The organism is Hahella sp. HNIBRBA332 (assembly GCF_030719035.1).
In the GTDB taxonomy this organism is placed as follows: Bacteria; Pseudomonadota; Gammaproteobacteria; order Pseudomonadales; family Oleiphilaceae; genus Hahella.
This window is the reverse complement of sequence record NZ_CP132203.1, coordinates 4,573,801-4,600,073: the sequence shown is the minus strand read 5'-3', so window position 1 is coordinate 4,600,073 and position 26,273 is coordinate 4,573,801. Positions and strand designations below refer to the sequence as shown.

At 52.7% G+C, this 26,273-nt stretch carries 21 protein-coding genes; 16 read left to right on the top strand and 5 right to left on the bottom strand.

Annotated features, from left to right (window positions below):
• Nucleotides 1–623: 623 nt before the first annotated feature.
• The 4 genes from O5O45_RS20350 to O5O45_RS20335 all read left to right on the top strand — a co-directional run bounded on the left by O5O45_RS20350 (nt 624) and on the right by O5O45_RS20335 (nt 7,375).
• Nucleotides 624–2,468, top strand: coding sequence for a pre-peptidase C-terminal domain-containing protein (locus O5O45_RS20350; RefSeq protein WP_305901176.1), 1,845 nt, complete (start codon nt 624–626; stop codon nt 2,466–2,468).
• 315 nt (nt 2,469–2,783) lie between these two features.
• Nucleotides 2,784–3,962: an efflux RND transporter periplasmic adaptor subunit gene (locus tag O5O45_RS20345; RefSeq protein WP_305901175.1), complete on the top strand. Its 1,179-nt coding sequence runs from the start codon at nt 2,784–2,786 to the stop codon at nt 3,960–3,962.
• 8 nt (nt 3,963–3,970) lie between these two features.
• Complete coding sequence (locus O5O45_RS20340; RefSeq protein WP_305901174.1) at nt 3,971–5,935, top strand: MacB family efflux pump subunit; 1,965 nt, start codon at nt 3,971–3,973, stop codon at nt 5,933–5,935.
• A gap of 39 nt (nt 5,936–5,974) precedes the next feature.
• The gene (locus tag O5O45_RS20335; protein WP_305901173.1) at nt 5,975–7,375 is read left to right on the top strand and encodes an efflux transporter outer membrane subunit; all 1,401 of its coding nucleotides are present in this window, start codon (nt 5,975–5,977) and stop codon (nt 7,373–7,375) included.
• Here the strand turns inward: O5O45_RS20335 and O5O45_RS20330 are convergent.
• Together O5O45_RS20330 and smpB are read right to left on the bottom strand one after the other, a co-directional pair.
• A complete protein-coding gene (locus O5O45_RS20330) occupies nt 7,372–8,757 on the bottom strand; it encodes a WS/DGAT/MGAT family O-acyltransferase (protein ID WP_305901172.1) in 1,386 nt (461 codons plus the stop codon). The genes O5O45_RS20335 and O5O45_RS20330 overlap by 4 nt on opposite strands.
• A gap of 197 nt (nt 8,758–8,954) precedes the next feature.
• Nucleotides 8,955–9,437, bottom strand: a complete 483-nt coding sequence (gene smpB, locus O5O45_RS20325) for an SsrA-binding protein SmpB (protein WP_216736897.1) — start codon at nt 9,435–9,437, stop codon at nt 8,955–8,957.
• A gap of 163 nt (nt 9,438–9,600) precedes the next feature.
• Between smpB and O5O45_RS20320 the strand changes: the two genes are divergently transcribed.
• The 3 genes from O5O45_RS20320 (at nt 9,601) to O5O45_RS20310 (ending at nt 11,953) form a co-directional block, all read left to right on the top strand.
• The gene (locus O5O45_RS20320) at nt 9,601–11,166 is read left to right on the top strand and encodes a sodium-dependent transporter (RefSeq protein WP_305901171.1); all 1,566 of its coding nucleotides are present in this window, start codon (nt 9,601–9,603) and stop codon (nt 11,164–11,166) included.
• A complete protein-coding gene (locus O5O45_RS20315) occupies nt 11,153–11,584 on the top strand; it encodes a type II toxin-antitoxin system RatA family toxin (protein ID WP_305901170.1) in 432 nt (143 codons plus the stop codon). Before O5O45_RS20320 ends, O5O45_RS20315 begins: the two co-directional genes overlap by 14 nt.
• A 78-nt stretch (nt 11,585–11,662) precedes the next feature.
• On the top strand, nt 11,663–11,953 hold the full coding sequence (locus O5O45_RS20310; protein ID WP_305901169.1) for an RnfH family protein: 291 nt from the start codon (nt 11,663–11,665) through the stop codon (nt 11,951–11,953).
• A gap of 32 nt (nt 11,954–11,985) precedes the next feature.
• Here the strand turns inward: O5O45_RS20310 and O5O45_RS20305 are convergent, their stop codons facing one another.
• Entirely contained in the window at nt 11,986–12,303 is a 318-nt protein-coding gene (locus O5O45_RS20305) for an outer membrane protein assembly factor BamE (RefSeq protein ID WP_164887379.1), read from the bottom strand.
• 184 nt (nt 12,304–12,487) lie between these two features.
• On the opposite strand from O5O45_RS20305, the gene fur reads away from it, so the two are divergent.
• Complete coding sequence (gene fur, locus O5O45_RS20300; protein WP_305901168.1) at nt 12,488–12,898, top strand: ferric iron uptake transcriptional regulator; 411 nt, start codon at nt 12,488–12,490, stop codon at nt 12,896–12,898.
• Between the two features lie 179 nt (nt 12,899–13,077).
• Here fur and recN read toward each other — a convergent pair whose 3' ends face one another.
• Entirely contained in the window at nt 13,078–14,742 is a 1,665-nt protein-coding gene (gene recN / locus O5O45_RS20295) for a DNA repair protein RecN (RefSeq protein ID WP_305901167.1), read from the bottom strand.
• A 262-nt stretch (nt 14,743–15,004) separates the two neighbouring features.
• On the opposite strand from recN, the gene grpE reads away from it, so the two are divergent.
• The 7 genes from grpE to greA all read left to right on the top strand — a co-directional run bounded on the left by grpE (nt 15,005) and on the right by greA (nt 25,032).
• Complete coding sequence (gene grpE / locus O5O45_RS20290; protein ID WP_305901166.1) at nt 15,005–15,589, top strand: nucleotide exchange factor GrpE; 585 nt, start codon at nt 15,005–15,007, stop codon at nt 15,587–15,589.
• A 130-nt stretch (nt 15,590–15,719) separates the two neighbouring features.
• Nucleotides 15,720–17,648: a molecular chaperone DnaK gene (dnaK, locus tag O5O45_RS20285; protein WP_305901165.1), complete on the top strand. Its 1,929-nt coding sequence runs from the start codon at nt 15,720–15,722 to the stop codon at nt 17,646–17,648.
• Nucleotides 17,649–17,752: 104 nt separating this feature from the next.
• A complete protein-coding gene (gene dnaJ / locus O5O45_RS20280; protein ID WP_305901164.1) occupies nt 17,753–18,880 on the top strand; it encodes a molecular chaperone DnaJ in 1,128 nt (375 codons plus the stop codon).
• Nucleotides 18,881–18,986: 106 nt separating this feature from the next.
• The gene (gene dapB / locus O5O45_RS20275; RefSeq protein ID WP_305901163.1) at nt 18,987–19,790 is read left to right on the top strand and encodes a 4-hydroxy-tetrahydrodipicolinate reductase; all 804 of its coding nucleotides are present in this window, start codon (nt 18,987–18,989) and stop codon (nt 19,788–19,790) included.
• Nucleotides 19,791–20,072: 282 nt separating this feature from the next.
• Nucleotides 20,073–21,212 carry a glutamine-hydrolyzing carbamoyl-phosphate synthase small subunit gene (gene carA, locus O5O45_RS20270; protein WP_305906232.1) on the top strand — a complete coding sequence of 380 codons (1,140 nt, stop codon included), beginning with the start codon at nt 20,073–20,075 and terminating at the stop codon, nt 21,210–21,212.
• A gap of 119 nt (nt 21,213–21,331) precedes the next feature.
• Nucleotides 21,332–24,559, top strand: coding sequence for a carbamoyl-phosphate synthase large subunit (carB, locus tag O5O45_RS20265; protein ID WP_305901162.1), 3,228 nt, complete (start codon nt 21,332–21,334; stop codon nt 24,557–24,559).
• The gene (gene greA / locus O5O45_RS20260; protein WP_127973276.1) at nt 24,556–25,032 is read left to right on the top strand and encodes a transcription elongation factor GreA; all 477 of its coding nucleotides are present in this window, start codon (nt 24,556–24,558) and stop codon (nt 25,030–25,032) included. Before carB ends, greA begins: the two co-directional genes overlap by 4 nt.
• A gap of 48 nt (nt 25,033–25,080) precedes the next feature.
• On the opposite strand, the gene yhbY is transcribed toward greA, so the two are convergent.
• Nucleotides 25,081–25,404, bottom strand: a complete 324-nt coding sequence (gene yhbY, locus O5O45_RS20255) for a ribosome assembly RNA-binding protein YhbY (RefSeq protein ID WP_305901161.1) — start codon at nt 25,402–25,404, stop codon at nt 25,081–25,083.
• 128 nt (nt 25,405–25,532) lie between these two features.
• Here yhbY and rlmE point away from each other — a divergent pair, with 128 nt between their 5' ends.
• On the top strand, nt 25,533–26,153 hold the full coding sequence (rlmE, locus tag O5O45_RS20250) for a 23S rRNA (uridine(2552)-2'-O)-methyltransferase RlmE (protein WP_305901160.1): 621 nt from the start codon (nt 25,533–25,535) through the stop codon (nt 26,151–26,153).
• Nucleotides 26,154–26,273 lie beyond the last annotated feature (120 nt).

Below are 26,273 nucleotides of genomic sequence, written 5' to 3'. Positions count from 1 at the left end.
AGCAGTGGAAACTTCTGCGTTCCCTTCGGTCAGCATTCAGAGATCTCTTCTTAACACAGAGAGTGAATGCTGAAGTTTCTCATCTTATTGACTCTAATCAATTTAAATCTGCGTCAACAGTATTCCATACCGATATTAATATAATGCGCCGGCATTAAAATGGCGTCGCCTTTTAGGGGATTGTAGCCATGAAAAGGTATTCATAGAAAATGACTGTGATTTTTGGAATAGAGTATTAAGGCGGTTGTATTGACTTAACTCAAAACAATGAGGTTGCAGCTCTTTTTTGCACGAAGAAAATAGGTGGCTTTTATTTTTATTGATTTATTTCAATTAATTACGTGAATTCTCGTTGGGGTGAGATGCAGTGTTTCAAACGCTTGACCAAATGGCCTAATCCTGATAGATTGCCGCCCGGCTAACCTAGCCGGTAAAAGGATATGGAACGATCCGCATATAAGGAGATACGTTGTTTGGTCTGGCATAGGCTTATATTTATAAGTTGATGTATATGCCTGATCCCCGCCTTTTATACATATAAAACAATGGCTACGCATAATATCTGAACAGTTAAACGGAAAGATATAAATACTGATTTATTTAGGTTAAAAGGAGTTATAACCGTGAACAAAAACACGCTTAAACGGGCTATTACATTTTCTGTCTCCACTCTGGCGCTGAGCGTCTCCGCTGTCACTTTGGCTGAAGTTTCCGGTCAGGACGCGCAGTACGTTCGGGACTACCTGGAGCGTTTCCACGCCGACCCCGCCGCAGTCATGGACGAAGTGCCTGTCAAAGAAGCCGTCAACGGCGATCTGGCTATGCCTTTATTCAGCGATGAAGCGATTCTCTCCGGCGACTTCGTGGAAGATAAGGATGAGCTGCGCAGAGATCTGCTGAACAGCACTGGCGGCAACGGCTTCATGATGATGCGCTCTATGGAGCTCAGCAACGACAACGCTGCTCGCCTGGTGGATAATGGCGATCAACTGATCGGCAACGTTCACGCAATGGACAACTCGAATCTGACCAACGCATCCCTGGACATCCAGCCCTGGTCAGACGATTACTGGGCGCTCTACAAAGGCGCTCTGGGCATCCGTTACGCTGATCCCAAGCTGAATGATTCCTGGCCGTCCAACTGGTACGACCATTGGATTTTCGCCACCAGCACGCACAAGCCGCAGGAATACATCGATGCAGGCGAGATCGATAATCTGTCCCCGTCTGAAAAGTACGACTTGCTGGTGGGCGATTCCAATTTCACTCTGACTCAGAAGATGTGGGAATCCGGTAAAGGCTACTGGGATCGTTATGGTTCCGTTGAAGCCTGGATGGGTCTGTGCCACGGTTGGGCGCCTGCCGCTTACATGCTGCCGCGTCCGTCTAACTCCATTACTGTCAAATCGCCTGAAGGTAAGGACATCAAGTTCTTCCCATCCGACATCAAGGCATTGGGCACGCTGTTGTGGGCGGAAGCCTCCCCGGGCGTACGCTTCATCGGCGGACGTTGTAACTCCAAAGATCCCGGCAAGGATGAAAACGGCCGTATCCTGGATCAGGCGTGCTTCGACAGCAACCCTGGCAGCTGGCACAAAGCGGTGGTGAACCAGATCGGCGTCAGCAAACGCAGCTTCGTTATCGACGCAACGTTTGACTATGAAGTATGGAACCAGCCGGTATTGAAGTACGAATACACTTACTTCAACCCGCAGACTGGCGCTTCCTACAATACGGCGCAAGAAGCGATCATCGCTATGAGCGACTACACCCAGGACAAGTTCTCCAAGTATCGTGCGCAGGAAGCGAAGCAAGTTGTCGGCGTTCAGATGAAGCTGACTTACATTGTGGAAACCAGCCCGACTCATAGAGACAAAGATTATCCGTCCTATGACCGCGCCTACACCGTTCGTTATGTGTATGACCTGGAGCTGGACTCCAACGGCGACATCATCGGCGGTGAGTGGTACAACAACCGTCATCCGGACTTCCTGTGGACTCCGGCTCCTGGCGCGCACGCTGTCTCTTACTACAACCCAACTGGCTCCACCAGCGAGACCAAGACTGAGAAAAAAGCGGGCGTCATCGAGCAGAACAAGTGGGCGTTCTACGGTCCGTTCACCACCACTGGCTCTTTCAAAGTCACCATGACTGGCGACAGCGATGCGGATCTGTACGTGAACAAAGGCGCTCAGCCTGGCGACACTACCTATCAGTGCCGTCCTTACCTGGAAGGCTCTAATGAGGAGTGCTCTGCAAACGAAGCGGGAACTTACTACGTTGGCGTTAAAGGCTACAACAACAGCTCCAACTACAGCCTGAACATTCAATACACCCAGGGCGGCTCTGGCTGGACGAAAGGACAACCTATTCCTTCCAGCTGGAAATCCAATGCGAAAAATGCGGCAGGTTACAGCCAGCCTCTGACCACCATCGTTGAGCAACTGTTCAACTGGTCTGCGGAGTAATTCGACGTATTCGTTACGTTATTCATGAATGCATGAGAGGGTCCGGTATTTAAGTCCGGGCTATTTTCCGGGGCGCAATTTTGCGCCCCTTTTTTTGTTTTTTTTCAAAGCGGTTCTGGGTATTGATAACCGGCGCATTGCGGTTTCCATAAAGCTTGTCCATGTTTTGTGTTTTTGTTAGAAGTCCTAGGCGAAATTCGCTAGAGTGCTCTACTTTGGAGCAACCTCTCTGATTAACGTCGCCCCCGGCGGATACTGGGCTCGCGGCGATTTCAACATACCTGTATTCATTAATTAACTTCTTGTGTAATTCGCATGGCAAAAAAAACGCGTCGTCCTGCTGTGGTGGGAGTGGTCATTTTTGTTGTTTTGGCCGCTGTCGGCTGGAACGCCCTGAGTTGGTTCGAGCCCGAACCCGTTGAATACGTCACCGCCCCTGTGGAAAAGCGGGATATAGAACAAACGGTGTTGGCCACCGGCGTATTGGAAGGTTCCAAGCAGGTGGCGGTAGGCGCTCAGGTTACCGGGCAGCTGAAGTCCATGAACGTTTCCGTCGGCGATAGAGTGGTCAAAGGCCAGCTGTTGGCGGAAATAGATCCGGTTTTACAGCGTAACGAATTGAACCGCGCCATGGCGGAACTGAAAAACGCCAAGGCGTCGCGGCGGGGCCGTGAGGCCATGCTGCGCTTCTACGAACTGGAGTTCAAACGCCAGCGTGAAATGAACGCGCAAGCGGCGGCGTCCGTGTCTGAGCTGGAAAACGCGCGGGCTCAGTTGGAAAGCGCGAAGGCCGAAATTGAAGCGCTGGAGGCTCAAATCAGTCAGGCGGAAATACAGGTCGAAACCGCCAAGGCTAACCTTGGGTTCACCAAAATCGTCGCGCCCATGGATGGCGTGGTGATCGCTACCAAATTTGAGCAAGGGCAGACCCTGGTGTCGACGCAGGAAGCGCCGACGCTGCTGATTCTCGCAAACCTGGATACGATGACGGTGAAGGCGCAAATATCAGAGGCGGACGTCACCAAGGTGAAGTCCGGGCAGGAGGCGAACTTCACGGTTCTGGGCGACCCAGACCGTCAATACAATGGCGTTCTGCGCACCATCAAACTGGCCCCGGACAATATTTCCGATAACGGCTCCGTCAGCAATTCCACCTCCGCTGTTTATTACAGTGGCGTGTTGGAAGCGGCGAACCCCGACCATTCCCTGCGGGTGGCGATGACGGCGCAAGTGTCCATCATTATCAATAGGCAGCCGCAAACGCTGAGTATTCCTATTTCGGCGTTAGATCCCGACCAGGAGATCGGCGGCGCACAGCATAAAGTACGTGTGCTGGTGAACGGCCAGCCGGAAGACAGAACCATTGAAACCGGCATCCGCGACAACGTGTACGTGCAGGTGCTGTCTGGCTTGAATGATGGGGACAACGTGATCCTCGGCGACAGCCTGTCGGTCCCGACAGACGGTGAAGCCTCTGTTGTTATCGGGGGCTAGTTCACTGTATGAAGGAGCCTTTGATTGAAATAAGCGCCCTGAACCGGATTTTCCAGGCAGGGGAGCAGCAGGTCGCGGTTTTGAAGGATGTGGACCTGAAGATCTATCCAGGTGAAATGGTCGCCATAATGGGAACATCGGGGTCGGGAAAGTCGACCTTGATGAATATCCTGGGGTGCCTGGATCGCCCGAGCGGCGGCAGCTATAAAATCAGCGGACGGGAAACCAGAGAGCTGGATGACGATGAACTCGCCGCCCTGCGCCGCAACCACTTCGGCTTTATCTTTCAGCGCTATCATCTGTTGTCGCATCTGGATGCATTAGGTAATGCAGAGTTGGCGGCGGTGTACGCTGGCGTCTCCAAAAGCTCGCGCCGGGAGCGGGCGCATATGCTGTTGTCGCGTCTGGGACTGGAGGAGCGTTGCGAGCACAAACCCAGTCAGCTTTCCGGTGGCCAGCAGCAGCGGGTGAGCATCGCCAGAGCCCTGATGAACGGCGGCGAAGTCATTCTGGCGGACGAGCCCACTGGCGCGCTGGATACACGCAGTGGTCAGGAAGTCATGACGGTATTGCGGGAGCTGCATCAGCAGGGGCACACCGTCATTATCGTTACGCATGACCCGCAAGTGGCGGCGAAAGCGGAGCGAATCATTGAGATTCAGGACGGCGAAATTATCGCCGACCGCGTGAACCCTGCTTCGGAATCGGAGATGTCCGCGTCCTCTGCGACGAACGCCACTTCGATGACAGGCCGTAATGAGGCGAGAGGCGCCTGGCTGGGGCGTTTCACCGAGGCTTTTAAAATGGCCTGGATCGCCATGACTTCTCATCGGTTGCGGACGCTGCTGACCATGCTTGGCATCATTATCGGCATCACCGCTGTGGTGAGTATTGTCGCCATCGGCGAAGGGGCCAAGCAGAAAGTTATTAGCGACATCAATTCCATTGGCGTCAACACGATAGAGATCTTTCCCGGTAAGGATTGGGGGGATGAGCGATCCGCCGCCATTGATACGTTGGTGGCCGCCGATGTGGAGGCGTTGCAGGCGCAGCCTTTTGTCGACAGCGTGACGCCGAGTATTGCTAACAGTCAGCAACTGCGTTACCGCAATGTCGCTGTCAATGTGAACGTCAACGCGGTGGGCGAGCAGTATTTCCGGGTGAAAGGGCTGACCGTCGCGGAAGGCCGGCCGCTGCTGCGAGAAGATGTTCGCACCCAGGCGCAGGTAGTAGTGATCGACAGCAATACTCGCAAGAAACTGTTCGCTGGCGGTGACGACCCCATTGGTAAAGTCATTTTGATTGGCGCTTCGCCTTGGACCGTGATCGGCGTGGCGGAGGATAAAAGCGATATGTTCGGAGGCGGCGGCAATCTGGCTGTATGGATGCCCTACAGCTCTGCGACGACCCGCCTGATTGGCAGGCAGAACTTCAGCTCCATTATTGTTCGTACGCCAGACGGGCTTTCCAGCGCGGTGGCGGAGCAGGGCATCATTCGCTTGCTGACCGTGCGCCACGGAGTGAAAGATTTCTTCACGTTCAGCACCGACAGTATTTTGCAGGCGGTCGAAAAGACCACCACCACTTTGACCCTATTGGTGTCCTCCATCGCGGTCATTTCGTTGATCGTCGGCGGTATCGGCGTCATGAATATCATGCTGGTGTCAGTCACCGAACGTACTCGTGAAATTGGTATTCGTATGGCGGTTGGCGCCCGGCAGAGCGACATATTGCAACAGTTCCTGATCGAGGCGGTGATGGTGTGCCTGATTGGCGGCGGCATCGGCATTTTGTTGTCTTTCGGCGTGGGCGCTTTGTTCTCGTTGTTGGTGCAGGATATGCAAATGTCCTTTTCCGTCACCGCGATTGTGTCGGCGGTGGTTTGCTCCTCCCTGATTGGCGTGCTGTTCGGCTTTTTGCCTGCGCGAAATGCGGCGCGACTTGACCCGATTGAAGCATTGGCGCGGGAGTGAATGATGTACGGTAATCGCACGAAGTTTGGAGTAAAGCGAGTGAGTTCCTTAAGCGCGAGCGGAAAAAAACACATAGCTCTTTTGTTGTTGTCTTCCATGCTGTTGACGGGGTGTGAAGGGTTGGCGCGCTCGCAATATACTCGGCCTCAACTGGAGATGCCCGCCTCCTGGAGCTATGCGCCAGTGAATGGAGAGCAGGCGTTGGCGTCCGAGCAATGGTGGCGCGCGTTTCAGGATGAGGAGTTGAACAGCCTGATCGAGCGCGCGCTGCAAAGTAATAGCGATATGGCGCTGGCGGCGTTGAAAGTACGACAAGCCCGGTTGCACGCGGGCATCGCCGACGGCAACCTGACGCCGGATATCAGCGCACAGCTCAGCGCTTCCCGGGAGCGTAATATCGACGCTCATACCAGCAGCAAGTCTTTTGGCGCCTCTCTTGGACTGAGCTATGAAATTGATTTGTGGGGGAAGTTGTCCAGCGCCCGCGATACCGCTCACTGGGAAGCGTTGGCGACCGAGCAGGACAGGGCGGACGCCGCGCTGGCGTTAATCGGGACCACCGCGAATCTGTATTGGCGTCTGGCTTACCTGAATGAGTCAATCGCTGCGAGCGAGGCGTCCTTGGAGTACACGGCCAAAGCGTTGGAGCTGGCCCAAGTCAAGCATCGTAGCGGCGCGGTCTCTAATCTGGACTTGATCCAGGCCGAGCAAAATCTGGCGAGCCAGCGCGCCTCGTTGACGTCATTGCTGCAGGACAAAGTGGAAGCGCAAAACGCGCTGGCGATTTTGTTCGATCAGGCGCCGGAGAACGCCGTGCCTGACCCGCAAACCCTGCCTGCAATGGCGATGCCCGTCTTACCTTTGGCTACCCCCGCGGCGTTACTGGCGCGAAGGCCGGACATGCAGGCGGCGGAGATGCGTTTGCGCAGCGCTCTGGCGGATACGGACCACAGCCGCGCCAGTTATTATCCCAGTTTCAGTTTGACTGGTTCACTGGCGACGGGCGGTTCAGAGCTGACGGATATATTGCGCAACCCCGTTGCGTCCCTGGGAGCAGGGTTGAGTCTGCCCTTTATCCAGTGGCGGCAGACGCAATTGAATATTCAAGTCTCAGAGGCGGCTTATGAACAGACGGTGATTGAGTTCAGGCAGAAGCTGTATGCGGCGTTGGCGGAGGTGGAAAACAAGCTTTCCGCTCGAACGCAGTTGATGGCCCAGGAAGACGCATTGCGCACTTCGTTCTCGCTGGCCTCTGAGGCTGAGCGCCTGGCGGAGGTGCGTTATCGTTCCGGCGCCACCGGCGTGCAAGCCTGGCTGGACCAACAGGAAACGCGACGCTCTGCGCAACTGCAGCTCACTGCAAATCGCCTGGCGCAGCTGCAGAATATGATGGAGCTGTATCAGGCGCTGGGCGGAGGTTTCGCAGAGGGCCTGGATTAACTGGCGGGCCGAGCCTTCGCCAGTGCTTGTAGTTCTGCAAATGCGTCGACAAAGAAGTTGGCCAGTTTGTCCGGGTCAGGTATCAGCCCCTGGTCTACCGCGACGCCGAACTGAATTGCTCCATCATAGCTGATAATGCTGAGGCTGATGCCGACCTCTCCAGATTGCGGCGCCCAAATCATGGGCGTCAGCAATTTGCTCCCAGCCAGATACAGCGCTTGTTTGGGGCCGGGCACATTAGTGATCACCACGGATGCTTTTCTGCTTAGCGTCTCCAGTGCGGTCTGCTCCAGGAAATCGGGACCTTTGCCGAGCAACCCCAGTAATCCATAAAACGCCTTCGCCTGTTGAGAATGCTTAAGCGCCAGCATATCGCGACGCACCGCCTCGAAGCGTTCCGCCACGTCATGAATTCCGATCGGTAATGGCGCAATCACCAGGCCGAACTGATTGCCCAGAGCCTCGGCTGGTTCGTCCAAAGGACGCAAATTGAAAGGCACGGCGGCATGAATGGTTTCTACGTCCAGTTCAATGCAACGCTCCACAAGATAACGCCGCAAAGCGCCGGTAGCCGCGCACAGCAACACATCGTTGATGGTCGCTTTCAGAGTCTGTGCGGTCTGCTTTACTTGCGGGAAGGCCAATGGCTGCGCCCATGCAAGGCGCTTTCTCCCACTAAGATCGCCTTTAAAACAGGTGGCGGGATCCGCCGGCAGCGCGGCGACGCGGGCGACCTCCGATCCCATTGCGACGCCTTGGCGCGCTATGGCCAAAAGTTGCTCTGGGTGACGCGCCAGAGACTTGCCTTCTTCTATTATTTCCTGCCCGATATGCATGGCGTTATGCAGGGCTTTGGCGGCGATGCCACCCCAAGAGGCAGGTTTTGAAGTCGGGCTGACATGCTGAGATACTGGGCGTTCATCATTTTGGTCTGCCAGGGACAGCAGGACACGGGTCAACGCAATGCCGTCTGCAATACAGTGGTGAACCCGAATAATCATCGCGGAGCCGCTTTGGTAACGGTCGACTAAGTGCACTTGCCAGAGAGGCTTACTGAAATCCAGCGGCGTGCTGCTGATATCACTGGCCAGATCTTGCAGGTCCTGCTGACTTCCTGCACCGGGCAGTCCAACTAGATGCACGTGATTGTCGATATTAAAGCTGGCGTCATCACGCCAGAAGCAGCCATGCTCGGTTTTGTACACAGTCTGTCTGAAGCGGGGCAGCGGCAGTAAGCGTTGGGTGAATAATTGCTTGAGTTCGCGGGCGTGGATCGGCGTCTCCATAACCAGCACGATGCAGATCATCATCAGGTTGGCGGGACGTTCCATGCGCAACCAGGCAGTGTCGACCGCCGACATCGGCTCTCCATGTGGTTTCATAGCCGCCTCGCCAAAGCTGTCAGTAGTTGAGTGAGGTTAGTATTAGCGTTATGCGTCGTCGAATTATTAAAGGCGCGCAGTCGCTTGCTTTGACGGATAAGTATGGTTGGGGAGTGGCGTTAGCTCAACCCGATACGGCAATGAAGTGTGAGAAAGAAGAGAATCAGGATAAGAACGTCTTTCCTATCCTGACTGTGTCACTGTTTAACATGATCGCGGATAACGCGTTGTTTTTGACGATTCCAGTCGCGCTCTTTTTCGGTTTCGCGCTTGTCGAAATCCTTCTTGCCTTTTACCAGGGCGATTTCGCATTTCACTTTATTGCCTTTCCAGTAAAGGGCTAAAGGCACGCAAGTGTGGCCCGTCTGCGACACTGCGCCGATCAGCTTGTTGAGCTCACGGCGATTCAGCAGCAGTTTACGAGTGCGAGTGGGATCTGCAATGACGTGAGTGGAGGCTTCCTTCAACGGTGTGATATGGGCGCCTAACAACCAGGCTTCACTGTCTTTCAGTAATACATAGGAATCCACCAGCTGACATTTTCCGGCGCGCAGGCTTTTGACTTCCCAACCGGTTAGCGCGAGGCCGGCTTCGAACTTTTCAACGATGTGATAGTCGAAGCGGGCCTTCTTATTCAGGGCGATGGTGGACCCGGTATTTTTGTTTTTGGCTTGACTCATATTTCCTTAAGATTCTCGGACAAAGTCGCCTATTGTAAATTAACCTGACCCATATGGCTAAGGTCTCCTGACTTGGGTCCGCATAATCCGCTACAATGCGCCATCGTCGTCGACGTAGAATTCCGTCGAATCTCTCAATTGTTGTGAATTAACGGATGTCTGAGTGCCTTTGAATTCAAAAGTTGGAATGTTGTTGCAGGGCCGTGACCGTTGGGTCAGGCAGCGCACGTTCGTCATGGCGGGCGTGGGCGCCGTCGTGGGGTTCGCCAACATCTGGACATTTCCCTCCCTGATGGCGGAATACGGCGGTCTGGCTTTTCTTATCGCCTACGCGTTGGCGCTGCTGACCCTGACCTTGCCGTTGGCGGTATTGGAGATAGGCCTGGGGCGTTATGTGCGCCGTAACCCTGTTGACGTTCTACAGAGTGTGGGCGGTCAAAGTTCAGGCTTCTCTCTGTGGCGTTGGACCGGCGCGCTCATGGTTATCGCTGCATTGTTGACGGTGGTGATCTATTCGTTGGTGGCGGGAATGGGGCTTTCATATGCGCTAAAGTCCGCCTTCAGTGAGTTTCAGGGTATAGAACCCGGCGCTATGCCGGCCGTGTTACGCGCGCTGCAACAAAACACCACCGTTATGATTATCTGGCTGAGCGTGTTTATTGGCCTGGTGTTTCTCATATCAGTGAAAGGCGTTTATCACGGTCTGGAAAAAGCGATGTTGTATATCGTTCCTTTGATGTTCGTGATGCTTGTGTTGATGCTGGTTTATAGCGCGCGTCACGGCGACTTGGGCGGGGCTCTCAGTTATTTGTTTTCATTCGAGTCGGTTTCTCTCTCCTGGGCGGGCGTACTGGCCGCCTACAAGTACGCTTTTTTCTCTTTGTCCATTGGCGCAGGCGTCATGATGGTGTTGGGCGCTTATATGCCTAATCATGGCAAAGTCGGGCGCTCAGTATTGATCATCTCTTTTGCTGATCTATTGGTTGGCGCTGTCGCGGGATTGGTGGTGTTGTCCTGGCTGTTAAAAGCGGAACTGCCTCCAGATCAGGGATTCTCCTTGATCTTTCAATCGCTTCCGCTGGCGCTGGGGCAATTGCCGATGGGATCTGTGTTCGGCGTTTTATTCTTTATTTTTTTCACGTTGACCGCCTGGAGTTCCGCCGTTTTCCTGATTGAGCCCGGCGTCGCCTGGTTACAGGAACGGTATTCTTTATCCCGGGTGAGCGCCGCGTCTATCACCCATGTCGCGTTATGGGGGCTGGGCGCATTGCTGGTTATGTCCATGGCGGGACATCGACATTGGCAGTTGGCGGGCATTCCTCTATTTAGTCTGCTGCAGTTTGTGGTGTCCACGATATTGCTACCGGTGGCAGGGTGTTTGCTGACTGTTCTATGCGGCTATGTGCTGCCCTATGAGCGGCTTGCGCAGGCCTTACGTCTCAGCCCTGAACAGAGACTATTTCGTTGGGGCTATCCGCTGCTTAGATACTTTTGTGTTCCAGTGTTGATTGTTATACAAATCTCGATGGTCTTTGACTTGCTGTTGCACAGCTGTGAATTCACGGCCCCGAAAAACGGCGGACTATGCTCGGAAGAAGTTGTGAGTAGCAGTAAGGAAGTACTGGAAGAGGTCAAGCCGGAAGAGGTGGACTTGGTAAAGTCCGCCCCGGTGAACCCGGAAGTGAATGTTGAAAACGTAGAAGAGGAGAACGAGGTTGCCCCAGATTAGTCGTAGTGCGCTGGTCACTTACTCTGCTGAGCGCATGTATGATCTGGTGAATGACGTGCGCGCCTATCCCGAGTTCCTGCCCTGGTGCGGAATGACGGAAGTAATTCAAGAGAGTTCTGATGAAATGCTTGCGCGCATCCAGGTCAGTAAGGGCTCAGTAAGACATGCTTTTACTACCCGCAATAGTTTGGTGCGTCCTTCGGAAATCATCCTTACATTGGTGGATGGACCTTTTCGCAGGCTTCAGGGTCGTTGGAGCTTTCTGGCTTTGGACGAAGCTGCTTGTAAAGTGGCGCTGGCGCTGGAGTATGAGCTGACTGGCGCGTTAACCGGGATGGCGCTAGGCCCTGTGTTTTCTCAGGCCGCCGGAACCATGGTGGATGCTTTCTGCAAGCGCGCGCAGGCCATATATCGCTAGGCCGCGTCTTATTTTCGTTATTAATCGAGCTGTCTGACGAATGACAGGAAATGCTGATGTGTAGAAGTGAGCGTGAGCATGGATAAATTAAAGATTCAGGTGGAGGTGGCCTACGCTTTACCTGAGCAGCAGAAGATTATTCCTCTGGCCGTGGTTGAGGGAACAACTGCCTATGAAGCAGTCCAAATGTCTGGCATTGGTCACTTCTTTCCACAAATAGAGCTGGAATCGGCAAAGATGGGAATATTTGGTAAGGCTGTCCCAGACCCCAAATCCCACGCCCTGAGAGAGGGCGACCGAGTGGAGATATACCGGCCGCTCAAAATAGACCCGAAGCAGGCCCGACTGAATCGGGCCAAAAAGAGTTAGCTAAACTTAATCTAAGCTGTTGTGCTGAACGCTTAGTTGGTCGTTTTATAAACGTCCGTCTCTTCAACTGTCTCAGAGGGCTCAGCTTGGCCGCGGAGTTTGTAAGCTTTGCCTGGGTTCGCCAGATCAGCAGGCAGTAGTTTTGCTTTGGCAATATTCACCAGAATGTCATTCTCATATTCCAGAGTAATGTTCTGACGATAAATCTTACCGCCTGACAGCTGGATGGAGTAGAAATAGGTGTCGTAGCTGGGGTCTAGTGTGCTTTCCAGCACTGGGGAGCCTAATAGATATTGAACCTGACGACGGTTCATGCCGACCTTGAGTTGGTCCACAGCTTCTTTCTCCACGATGTTTCCCTGCTGGACATCTATTTTGTAGACGCCTGGGAAGGTGCAGGCTGTGAGAGTGTGTATAATAAGGAGGATTACAAGGGATCGTAACTTTTGCATCATGGATATTTTTAAACTATCTTGGCGTGACGTGGAATGATAACTGATTGCCAACGATACTGGTATTGGGTTTCCCGGTAAAATGACGAACGAAAACGTAGAACTGAAGAAAGCAGGCCTGAAAGTAACCCTTCCGCGGGTAAAGATTCTCAGTATTCTGGAAAACGCTGATAACCGGCACATGAGTGCGGAAGATGTTTATAAGGCGCTGCTGGAGGCGGGAGACGACGTAGGTTTGGCCACAGTCTATCGGGTTCTGACGCAGTTTGAATCCGCAGGACTGATTCTTCGCCACAACTTCGAAGGCGCTCATGCGGTGTTCGAGCTCAATCATGATGAGCATCACGACCATATGGTGTGTGCGGAAACCGGCGATGTTATCGAGTTCTTCGATCCGATTATTGAAAAGCGCCAAAAGGAAATCGCGGAAGAACACGGCTATGAAATTGTTGACCATAGCCTCACGCTGTACGTGAAGCCAAAGAAAAAGTAGCTTCTGGTTTGTTGGGATAGCGCTGAGTAAACCCCGAGCGCTATCCTGTCCTCCCATTACTCCATCCTATTCCCGCATACCTCCCTAAACTTATCGCGCCTTCCTTTAATGTAGATAGCCTTCAGGCTGCTATACGGGGGAATTAAAGCTGCAAGCAAGTCAGTTTGCAGTAGAGACTCTTACTGAAGCTGGCTGGAAGTCAGCATTTCATGTGCGTGCGCCAGGCTGTGCTCAGTAATATCCACGCCGCCCAGCATTCTGGCGATTTCATGTATGCGGTCGCTGCCTTCCAGTTTGAGTATGGCTGATTGCGTTTGACCATTACTTATATGTTTGGTGACAAAAAGGTGGTTGTGAGCTTGGGAAGCCACCTGAGCTAAGTGTGTGACGCAGAGAATTTGCGCTTTCGTCCCAAGCTCTCTCAGCATGCGCCCAACAATTTCCGCCGTGCCGCCGCCGATGCCGACATCCACTTCATCAAATACCAATGTAGGGGTGTCGGATGATGCTGCGGCGACCACCTGTATCGCCAAACTGATTCGCGATAGTTCGCCACCGGATGCGATCTTTTGCAAAGGTTTGGGCGGTTGTCCTGGGTTCATGCTGATCAACATTTCCGCTTCTTCGTCTCCCAGCGCAGAGGGGGATTTCAGAGGCGAGAACTGGATGATGAACTCAGGATTCAGTCCTAGTTTCACTAATTGCTTTTTCACCGCGCCTTGTAGCTTTTCTCCGGCTTTGGCTCTCATGGTTGTAAGCTTTTGCGCTGCCTGGCTGTATTTCTGCTCCAACTCTTTGGACTGGGCTTCAAGCTTTTCCAGATTCTCTTCGCCATCAGTCAGACTGTTGAGTTCACTCGCCAGTTCGACGTGGCGCGTCATCAACTCTTCAGGACCTACGCGGTGTTTGCGCGCAAGATCATAGATGGCGGTAAGTCGCGCTTCTACCTCTTGCAAGCGTTCGGGATTGATCTCCACGCTGTCCAGCACATGTCGTAGTTCCCCATTGGCTTCGTCGAGCTGAATCATTGCTTCGTTCAGCATCTGGCGGGCGGTTTGTAAGGATGCGTTGTTGAGGTTGACTTCTTCCAGCAGGTGAATGGCCCGTCGCAGCTGATCGATACAGCCGCCATCCGCCTCCAGGCAGCCTTCGCCAACCTGCTGCACTTTCATAATGATGCTTTCTGCGTTGGCGAGTTGCTCCTGCTCCTGCTCCAATTGCTCAATTTCGCCTTCCTGTAAAGCCAGGGCGTCCAACTCCTCGACTTGGTAAGTGAGTAGTTGCACCCGCGCTTCCAGCTCTTCACTGTGACTGAGCTTTTCCTTCAATTTGGCTGCGACCCTGCGCCAGGATTGAAAGTGTTCCCGTACTTGTTGTAGTTGGTTGGTGTGTCCGCCAAAGTCATCCACCATTTTCAGATGGGTTTCCTTTTTCAGTAGAGACTGGTGCTCATGCTGACTATGGATATCCATGAGGGTTTCGCCAAGCTCACGAAGGTCTTGCATGGTGACGGGCTGGCCGTTCAGATAGCCGCGGGATCGACCTTCGTTGGTGACGGTGCGGCGTAAGATGCATTCCGCGCCATTATCCAGCTCTCTGGATTTCAGCCAGGCCAACGCCTCCGGCAGACGTCTCAAATCAAAGACTGCGCTTACCTCAGCCCGCTCACAACCGTGCCTCACTATGTCTGCAGAACTACGATCCCCTAGGGTCAGGCCGAGGGCGTCCAGAACAATGGATTTTCCTGCGCCGGTTTCCCCGCTGATAGCCGTCATGCCTTCAGCGAAGTCCAGTTCCAGGTGGCTGGCGATGGCGAGGTTGCGTATCGACAAATGAGTGAGCATAGGGCGTTATCCTATAAGGTTGACTGTCTATATATACAGTTATCTGCGTATTTATACAGCGAAATGCATAGCGCAACAAGAGGGCGCGCAGGGTATTTTTTGTGTGATTTACGGCCATTTGCGATGCTGGCTGGAGTCAATATTGGATGACTTGCGTCATTTCCTGGCGATTGTCGATATTTGGCTGGTTGAAACCGGTTTGATCGACCCCATATTGAGGGCAATTCAAAAGTATCGGATGGATTTTGGGAGATTCGATCTAATGTCTGAAGATTCTAAGAGTCAAGTAGAAGAACAAGTCGTCGCTGACGATCAAGTGCAAGCCGCAATGGCGGAACAAGCTGAAACGGCTCAGGCGAGTGGCGAATCAGTTGACCGTGACGAGTTGATTGAGAGGTTGCAGCAGGAGCTCGGCGAGCAAAAAGAGCAAATGTTGCGAGTGCATGCTGAGATGCAGAATGTGCGCCGCCGTGCTGAAAACGATGTTGAGAAGGCGCGTAAATTTGCTCTGGAACGCTTTGTGAAAGAGCTTTTGCCTGTGGTGGATAGCCTGGAAAAGGCGGTGGAAGCCTGTGGCGCTACCGAGTCCGCCGAACCCCAGGTCACTACTTTGAAAGACGGCGTGGAAATGACGCTGTCGCTGTTCAACTCTGGCCTGAAAAAATTCGAAGTGGAAGTGGTTGATCCCATGGGACAACCCTTCAACCCGGAATTTCATGAGGCCATGTCCATGGTGCCGCAGGCCGACGTAGAGCCAAATACTGTTATTGCAGTATTACAGAAAGGGTATCTATTGAGCGGTCGTCTGATCCGGCCTGCCATGGTTATGGTGTCAAAAGGCGTCTGATCGCGTTTTACGCGTGTTCAGAGCCGGTTGAAAACGTACAAAAACCCGCCGGCTGCGGGTTGAAAAATTGAGATCAACTCCAATATTAGCTGGTAATCAATTAGCGAGATTTTTTCAGGAGTAGCAAATTATGGGTAAAATTATCGGGATCGACCTGGGGACTACAAACTCCTGTGTAGCGATTCTTGAAGGCGACAAGCCGCGCGTTATTGAAAACTCCGAAGGCGGACGCACTACGCCTTCCATCGTTGCTTACACTGACGATGAGACGCTGGTAGGTCAATCCGCCAAGCGTCAGGCGGTAACCAACCCCACGAATACTCTTTTCGCCATCAAGCGTCTGATTGGTAGACGTTTTGAAGACGATGTAGTTCAAAAAGACATCAAAATGGTGCCTTACACTATCGCCAAGGCTGACAACGGCGACGCCTGGGTTGACGTGAAAGGCAAAAAGATGGCGCCTCCCCAGATCTCTGCCGAAGTTCTGAAAAAGATGAAGAAAACGGCGGAAGACTTTTTGGGTGAGAAGGTGACTGAAGCGGTTATCACCGTGCCTGCCTACTTCAACGACGCCCAGCGTCAAGCCACCAAGGACGCAGGCAGAATCGCCGGTCTGGAAGTTAAGCGTATTATCAACGAACCGACTGCGGCGGCGCTGGCATACGGCATGGATAAGAAGGGCGGCGACCGTAAAGTGGCCGTTTATGACCTGGGTGGCGGAACTTTCGATATCTCCATTATCGAAATTGCTGATGTAGACGGTGAAATGCAGTTTGAAGTGCTGGCCACCAACGGCGACACCTTCCTGGGCGGTGAAGACTTCGACTTGCGCTTGATCGACTATCTGGCGCAGGAATTCAAGAAAGACTCCGGTATCGACCTGAAAGGCGATCCGCTGGCGATGCAGCGTCTGAAAGAAGCTGCTGAGAAAGCCAAGATTGAGCTTTCCAGCAGCCAACAGACTGATGTGAACCTGCCGTATATTACTGCTGATGCGAGTGGTCCCAAGCACCTTAACGTTAAAGTGACTCGCGCCAAACTGGAAAGTCTGGTGGAGGAACTGGTTGAGCGTAGCCTTGAGCCATGCCGTATTGCATTGAAAGATTCTGGTTGCAGCTCTTCAGAAATCGACGAGGTGATTCTGGTTGGTGGTCAAACTCGTATGCCTCTGGTGCAGAGCAAAGTAGCGGACTTCTTTGGTAAAGAAGCGCGCAAAGACGTTAACCCTGATGAAGCGGTCGCTATCGGCGCAGCTATCCAGGGCGCGGTATTGTCTGGCGACGTGAAAGACGTGCTGCTGCTGGACGTGACCCCGCTGTCTTTGAGCATTGAGACCATGGGCGGCGTTTCCACGCCGATCATTGAGAAGAACACGACTATCCCGACCAAGAAATCGCAAGTGTTCTCTACTGCGGAAGACAATCAGACTGCCGTGACTATCCATGTTCTGCAGGGCGAGCGTAAGCAAGCGCAGATGAACAAGTCATTAGGTCGTTTTGATTTGACTGGTCTGCCCCCTGCGCCCCGTGGCGTGCCTCAGGTTGAGGTGACGTTCGATATTGACGCCAACGGTATCATGCACGTATCTGCGAAGGATAAGGCGACTGGTAAAGAGCAGTCTATCGTTATCAAAGCTTCTTCCGGCTTGAGCGAGGACGAAATCGATAAGATGGTGCAGGATGCGGAAGCGCATGCGGCGGAAGATAAGAAGTTTGAAGAGTTGGCGTCTTCGCGCAATCAGGCTGACGCTTTGGTTCACGCTACTCAGAAAACGCTTAAAGATGCTGGCGATAAAGTGACTGCAGAAGAAAAAGCAGCCATTGAAGCAGCCATCAAAGAGCTGGAAGAGGCGATCAAAGGCGACGATAAAGAAGCCATTGAAAGCAGAATGCAGAAACTGAGCGAAGCGTCGTCTTCCATGGCGCAGAAGATGTACGCTGAGCAGGCCGCCCAGCAAGGCGGAGACGCTGGCGCTCAAGCTGAAGACGCAGCTGGCAAGCCAGCAGATGATGCGGTCGACGCCGAGTTTGAAGAAGTTAAGGACGGCGATAAGAAATAGTCCGGCTCCTGGCATGCCTGAAGCAGTGCGGAATTTAACCGCACTGCCTTATTGTGTTTAGGTTATAATCCGGTTTTTTTGCAGTTGGCGCATAAGATTAAGTTATGGCAAAACGCGATTATTACGAAGTGTTGGGCGTTTCGCGGGACGTAGACGGTAAGGATGTCAAGAAGGCTTACCGGCGTTTGGCGATGAAATATCACCCGGATAGAAACCCCGGAGACGCTTCGGCTGAAGAGATGTTCAAAGAGGCCACTGAAGCTTACGACGTTCTCTCGGACGATCAGAAAAGAGCGGCTTATGACCAGTTCGGTCACGCCGGAGTGGATGGCAATGCTGGAGCCGGCGGCTTTGGTGGTGGAGCCAGTTTCAGTGATATATTCGGCGACGTATTCGGCGATATTTTCGGCGGGGGTGGCGGAGGTCGCACTCGGGCGAATCGCGGCTCAGATTTAAGATATACCCTGGATCTTGACTTGGAAGAAGCGGTACGCGGTACGACCGTGAAGATTCGCGTTCCTTCTCAGGTGGAGTGTAAAGGTTGTGGCGGAAGCGGTGCGGAAAAAGGTACGCAGCCAGAAACTTGCGGCACTTGTAACGGCGCTGGCCAGGTTCGTATGCAGCAGGGCTTCTTCTCTATCCAGCAGACTTGTCCTCGCTGTCGCGGTGCTGGAAAGATTGTTCGCAACCCCTGTCGCTCCTGCCACGGCAGCGGCTATGTGGAAGAGCAGAAGACGCTTTCGGTTAAAGTGCCGGCCGGTGTGGACACTGGCGATCGCATTCGCTTATCCGGTGAAGGCGAGCCGGGAGTAAACGGAGGACCGCCCGGAGATTTGTATGTTCAGGTCGCTGTGCGCGAACACAAGATTTTTACGCGTGATGGCAGAAATCTGTATTGTGAAGTGCCAATCTCCTTTGTTGATGCGGCATTGGGCGGAGAGCTTGAAGTGCCCACGCTTGACGGGCGGGTGAAGCTCAAGATTCCAGAGGAGACGCAGACCGGCAGACTGTTTCGTCTGCGAGGAAAGGGGGTAACTCCAGTTCGCGGCGGCGCGCCGGGGGATTTGCTGTGTCGGGTGGTGGTGGAAACGCCTGTAAACCTGACCAAAAAACAGAAAGATTTGCTGCGCGAGTTTCAATCCTCAATGGAGGAAAGTGGCGGGCAACAAGCGCCAAAAAAGCATAGCTGGTTTGAAGGCGTTAAAAGCTTTTTTGACGATATGAAGTTCTAGCAGTCTGCATGTGCAACGAAAAACCGGCGAACGCCGGTTTTTTTGTATTGGAGCTGTGGTGGAAGACCTGTAACAGTAATATTCCAGAGAAAACTAAGGAATAAGCATGACCAGAGTAGCGATAGTGGGCGCTTCCGGGCGCATGGGCAAAGTGTTGGTTGAAGCGGTCTGCGATAACCCGGATGCCACTTTGGGGGCGGCTTCTGTGCGAGTTGGCAGCTCTTTAGTTGGCGCCGACGCTGGAGAAATCGCAGGCATGGGTAATAGAGGCGTTGCCTGTGTCGATGATTTGGCGCAAGTGCTGGATGACTTTGATGTGATTATCGATTTTACTTCGCCAGAGACCACGCTTGAGTTGCTGGCGCTTTGCCGTAAGGAAGGCAAAGCGATAGTGATTGGCACGACGGGATTCAGTGAGCAGCAAAAGACGCAACTGTCTGAGGCGGCGAAGGACTGCCCGGTTGTATTTGCCCCTAATATGAGCGTGGGTGTGAACTTGCTGTTGAATATACTTGCGCTGACAGCCAAAACGCTTGGCGACGATTACGATGTGGAAGTAATTGAGGCGCATCATCGTTTTAAAAAGGATGCGCCGTCAGGTACTGCTTTGAGATTGGGTGAGGTTGTGGCTGAAGCGCTAGGGCGCGACTTGAATGAGTGCGCGGTCTATGGTCGTGAAGGCATTACCGGAGAGCGGGATAAAAAGACCATTGGATTTGAGACGATTCGCGCAGGCGACATTGTTGGCGAGCATACGGTGATGTTTGCGACTATGGGAGAGCGTATAGAGATAACGCATAAGGCGAGCAGTCGAATGACGTTTGCAAAAGGCGCGGTTAAAGCCGCCTTATGGCTGCATGGCGTCGCTCCAGGGCTGTATGACATGCAGGATGTACTGGGCTTAAAATAGGCTGATTTGTTTTCTGAGGGCGGTATGCGCATGTTGAGCTTGAACGGTTTCGGGTGTTAAAAAACCAGAAAAGAATAAAGCGCCAACAAAAATAGAGTGGAAAACAAATAGACAGTCCAGGCCAAATCCACTAGAATATTGGGGTTTGTGCGCAAGTTGCCCATACACATCGGACATCACTAAAAAGCGGGACGGAGTTTAAATCTCCCTCTCGCTTTTTTGCAAGTTGAGTCCACCTTCATAAGTGTTTGATTAGACGTTTTCAACTGGCGAGCTATGGAATTGACTACACCCGCAATACTAGCACTTGAAGACGGAAGCTTATTTCATGGGATATCTATCGGCGCAGCCGGCGAAACCACCGGCGAAGTGGTTTTCAACACTGCGATGACCGGATACCAGGAAATACTTACCGATCCTTCCTACGCAAAACAAATTGTCACTCTCACATACCCCCACATAGGCAACACTGGAACCAACGAAGAAGATGTCGAGTCAGACCAAGTCTGGGCGGCAGGTCTGGTGATTCGCGATCTTTCCATGACAGTTAGCAACTGGCGCAGCCAAAAAAGTTTATCGGAATATCTCCGGGAAAACGGCATTGTCGCTATCGCTGACATTGATACCCGCCGCCTGACGCGTATTTTACGGGAAAAAGGCGCGCAGAACGGATGCATTATGGCGGGCGAAGGAGCTACCCCGGAAGCAGCTCTGGCCGCGGCTAAAGCATTTCCTGGCCTTAAAGGGATGGATCTCGCCAAAGAGGTGACTCGTACTGATGTTCTGAATTGGACAGAGTCGACTTGGGTTCTTGGAGAGGGATATCAGACTCTCGGGGACGCGGAATTTCATGTTGTCGCCTACGACTTTGGCGTGAAAAAGAATATTTTGCGTATGCTCGCTGAGCGTGGCTGTCGCGTGACAGTGGTGCCGGCGAAAACTCCTGCGCAGGATGTGCTGGCGATGTCTCCCGATGGTGTGTTCCTTTCTAATGGCCCTGGCGACCCTGAGCCCTGCGATTACGCCATAGAGGCTATTGCTGAAGTTTTGCAATCCCAGACTCCTGTGTTCGGCATTTGCTTGGGGCATCAGTTGCTGGCGCTGGCCAGTGGCGCGCGCACTGAGAAGATGAAATTCGGACATCATGGCGCTAACCATCCTGTGCAGGATCTGCGCACAGGGCAAGTGATGATCACTAGTCAAAACCATGGTTTTGCAGTGGATGAGTCTTCGCTGCCCGCCAATCTGGAGGCTACGCATAAGTCTCTGTTTGACGGCTCATTGCAAGGGATTCGACGCACTGACGTCGCCGCTTTCAGTTTTCAGGGGCACCCTGAGGCGAGTCCGGGCCCGCACGATGTGGCTCCCTTATTTGACCAGTTCATTGACTCCATGCGGGAAGTCAAATACCGATCAGTCTAATACTCGGATTTCAGCGTCGGCGCCCGACGGCGCCGCGTCTGAACCGAAACAGGCGTAATTCTGGGTGATGTCGGCGGCCTGCGGGGCGTCGCAAGATTCGAGCGAGTAGAAGAGCACACATGCCAAAACGTACAGACATCAATAGTATCCTGATTATTGGGGCCGGTCCTATCGTTATCGGACAAGCCTGTGAATTTGACTATTCCGGGGCGCAGGCGTGTAAAGCACTGAGAGAAGAGGGATATCGCGTTATCCTGGTGAACTCCAACCCCGCCACCATCATGACTGATCCAGCCATGGCCGATGCCACTTACATCGAGCCGATTAACTGGCGCACAGTTGCGAAAATCATTGAAAAAGAACGCCCAGACGCGCTGCTGCCAACCATGGGTGGGCAAACGGCATTGAACTGTGCGCTTGACTTGGCTCGTGAAGGCGTCCTTGAACAGTATGGCGTAGAGATGATTGGCGCTACACAGGACGCCATTGATAAAGCTGAAGACCGTGAGCGGTTCGACAAGGCGATGAAAGCCATCGGTCTGGAAACTCCTCGTTCCGCTATTGCGCATAGCATGGAAGAAGCTCTGCAAGTGCTGGATCAGATCGGCTTCCCCGCCATTATTCGCCCTTCCTTTACAATGGGTGGCTCCGGCGGCGGTATCGCTTATAACAAAGAAGAGTTTATTGAGATTTGCGAACGGGGCCTGGAGCTGTCGCCGACTCGTGAGTTGCTGATCGATGAATCGCTGATCGGTTGGAAAGAGTACGAGATGGAGGTTGTTCGAGATAAGAAGGACAACTGCATTATCATCTGCTCTATAGAAAATTTTGACGCCATGGGTGTGCACACTGGCGACTCCATTACAGTTGCGCCAGCGCAGACGCTGACGGACAAGGAGTACCAGATCATGCGTAACGCGTCGGTGGCGGTGTTGCGTGAAATTGGCGTGGAGACCGGTGGCTCCAACGTACAGTTCGGTATGGACCCTGAAACTGGCCGCATGGTGGTGATTGAGATGAACCCCCGTGTGTCCCGTTCTTCTGCGCTAGCGTCCAAGGCAACGGGCTTTCCCATAGCAAAGGTTGCAGCAAAGCTGGCGGTTGGATATACCCTGGATGAGCTAAGTAACGACATCACGGGTGGCGTCACCCCTGCTTCTTTTGAGCCGAGCATCGACTATGTGGTCACTAAAGTGCCGCGCTTCACTTTCGAAAAGTTTCCGCAAGCCAATGCGACACTGACGACGCAAATGAAGTCAGTGGGTGAGGTGATGGCGATTGGGCGTAACTTCCAGGAGTCTCTCCATAAAGCATTGCGCGGACTGGAAGTTGGCTCGGCTGGCTTTGAACCTAAAGTCGATCTGGGGTCTGAAGATGCGAGTGACGTTCTGACCCGTGGTCTGAAAGTGCCTGGCGCCGAGCGGATTTGGTTTATTGGCGATGCGTTCCGTGCGGGAATGAGCGTTAAGGAAGTTTATGAATATACCAAGGTCGACCCCTGGTATCTGGTGCAGATCGAAGATCTGATCAAAGATGAAATGGCGCTGAGCAATATGGCGCTATCAGACTTGACAGCTGACCGCTTGCGTCGTCTGAAGCGTAAGGGGTTCTCTGACCAGCGTCTTGCCGAGTTATTGGGCATCAACGAAAAGGCATTGCGCAAGCAGCGTCTGGAGTACGGCATCAAGCCGGTATTCAAGCGAGTGGATACCTGTGCTGCGGAGTTTGCTTCCTCGACGGCTTACATGTATTCCACCTACGACGAAGAGTGCGAAGCGCAACCGAGCGATCGTGAAAAAATTATCGTTATCGGTGGCGGTCCTAACAGAATTGGTCAGGGGATTGAGTTTGATTATTGCTGCGTTCACGCTGCCTTTGCTTTGCGGGATGACGGCTATGAAACCATCATGATCAACTGTAACCCTGAGACGGTTTCCACAGATTATGATACTTCTGACAGGTTGTACTTCGAGCCTATTACCTTGGAAGACGTTCTTGCTATTGTTCACTTGGAAAAACCGCGTGGCGTAATCGTTCACTACGGTGGTCAGACTCCGCTTAAGTTGGCGAGAGGGCTGGAAGCAGCAGGCGTACCGATTATCGGAACAACTCCTGACGCCATTGATCGTGCTGAAGACCGTGAGCGTTTCCAGCAGATGGTTGTTCGGTTGGGGTTGCGACAGCCGCCAAATGCGACGGCTCGCAGCCAGGAAGAAGCGCTGAGTAAAGCGAAGGAAATTGGTTATCCCTTGGTTGTTCGTCCGTCTTATGTCCTGGGCGGTCGAGCCATGGAAATCGTCTACGACGAAGTCGAGCTGCAACGCTACATGCGTGACGCGGTGCGAGTTTCCAACGATAGTCCTGTGTTGCTGGATCACTTCCTGAACGCTGCGATTGAAGTCGATATCGACGCGGTTTCTGACGGCGAAAAAGTAGTGATCGGCGCAATTATGCAGCATATCGAGCAGGCGGGAGTTCACTCTGGTGATTCTGCTTGTTCGCTGCCTCCGTACAGTTTGCCTGCGGATGTTCAGGACAAAATGCGTGAAACGGTCATCAAAATGGCCCTTGAGCTGCAGGTTGTTGGCTTGATGAACGTGCAGTTGGCTTACCAGGATGGCGAAATTTATGTGATAGAGGTGAACCCCAGAGCCTCTCGTACAGTGCCGTTCGTTTCCAAAGCGATAGGCGTGTCGCTGGCAAAGGTCGCTGCATTGTGCATGGCGGGCAAGTCTCTTGAAGCGCAGGGCTTTACCAAGGAGATTATTCCCAGCTTCTACAATGTCAAAGAGTCTGTGTTCCCGTTTAATAAGTTCCCTGGCGTAGACCCGATACTTGGCCCGGAAATGAAGTCCACAGGCGAAGTTATGGGCGTTGGCAAAAGCTTCGATGAGGCCTTTGCGAAGGCGGCTGCGGCGGGTGGAGACTTTTTACCGACAGGCGGAACTGTGTTCCTGAGTGTCAGGGATGCGGATAAAGCGGGTGCGGTGTCTTTAGCTAAGGAGTTAAATGCTGTAGGCTTCGAGATTATGGCGACTGCGGGGACTGCAAAAGCGATCGAAGAAGCGGGCATTCCCGTAAAACGGATCAATAAAGTGCGAGAAGGCAGACCTCACATCGTAGACGCCATAAAAAATGAAGAAGTAGATTTGATTATCAATACTACGGAAGGCCGGAAGGCGATTGCGGATTCTGCGGAAATCCGTAAGTCGGCCCTACAATACAAGGTGACCTATACCACCACCCTGACGGGAGGTGAGGCATTCTGCCGCGCAATCAAGGTTGGGCAGGATCACGCTGTGAATCGTCTTCAGGATATTCATGCAACCATTCAAGGCGACAAATGAGCAAAATACCTATGACAAAAGCAGGGGAGCAAGCCCTGCGTGAAGAGTTGAATCGTCTGAAGACTGTGGATCGGCCGCGAGTAATCACGGCCATCGCGGAAGCCAGAGAGCACGGAGACTTAAAAGAGAACGCCGAATATCATGCTGCGCGTGAACAACAGAGCTTTATCGAGGGCCGCATTGCGGAAATTGAAAGTAAGTTGTCCATGTCCCAGGTTATTGACGTGACCTCTATTGAGAATACAGGTAAGGTCATTTTTGGCGTAACCGTGAATATCATCAATCTGGATACAGACGATGTCAGCTCTTATCAGATCGTGGGTGATGACGAAGCGGATATTAAGAAAGGTAAAATCTCAGTGTCTTCGCCGATTGCGCGGGCATTGATTGGAAAAACTGTAGGCGACGTTGTCGTTGTGCAGGTGCCAAGTGGCATGGTTGAGTATGAAATAGATGGCGTACAGCACCTGTAACCAGGGCGACGCGTAAATAAAAAGCCGGCGTCAGCCGGCTTTTTTAATTTACTTGCCCGCGCCAGATTGGTGGCGTAAAAGGTTCGAAAGCTTGGGATTCGGCCTGGGATTTTTGCGAAGCAATATCGCGGTGCGCCCAATCACTTGAACTAATTCTGAGCGGGACATCTCGCAAAGCTCTTTGATAACCTCGGCTCTTTCTTCCTTTTCGCCGACAGCAATTTTAACCTTGATCAGTTCGTGGTCGTTCAATGCGCGTTCAAGCTCATTGATAACGCCTTCGGTAATGCCCGCGCCGGCGATGGTGACAATTGGCTTCAAGTGGTGTGCGATAGCGCGGTACTGTTTGCGTTGCTCTATGGGTAGAGTCATGTCTGTGTGGAAACCTTCTTGCGTATGAAAAGCGTGTATAGTAACGCACTATGGCGCACTTTCTGAACAAAAAAACACAGTATCAGCAAATGTGCCTATACTAAAATAATCGTGTCAGAGGCAATAAAGTGGGACGTTCTAAATCCAGCTCTCGGTGGCTGAATGAGCATCATAGCGATGTCTATGTAAAAAAATCCAAAGAGGACGGGTTTCGTTCTAGAGCCAGCTACAAATTGATTGAGCTCGACCGGCAGGACAAGTTATTGAGGTCGGGAATGACGGTGATAGATCTTGGTGCGGCGCCAGGTGGTTGGTCTCAAGTTGTCGCTGACGTAGTGGGGGATCAGGGGAAAGTAATCGCATGCGATCTGTTGTCAATGGACAGCATTGCTGGCGTGACGTTTTTCCAAGGTGACTTCACCGAGGGTGAAATGTTGGATGCGATCCTTAACGAAGTAAACGGTCGGCCTGTTGACCTTGTAATTTCCGATATGGCCCCCAATATGAGTGGGATGAAATCGGTCGATATACCCAAAGCGATGTATCTGGTTGAGTTAGCGCTTGATTTGGCGTGTCGCGTCCTTAAGAAGAATGGCTGCTTTGTCGCCAAGGTCTTCCAGGGGGAAGGCTTCGATCAGATTTTGCAGGAGTCCAGGGGCAGGTTTAGTAGCGTGAATATACGCAAACCTGACGCGTCCCGTGCTCGGTCACGTGAGATTTACCTAGTTGCCAAAGGGTTTCGAGGATAAACTTTCGTAATCGTCCTATTTAGTAAAATTAATGTAAATAGCGGCGATAATGGACATATAGTATGGTTTGGTGTTATCTAAACCCTGCGAATGCATAGAACCGAGCGACAAATTACTATT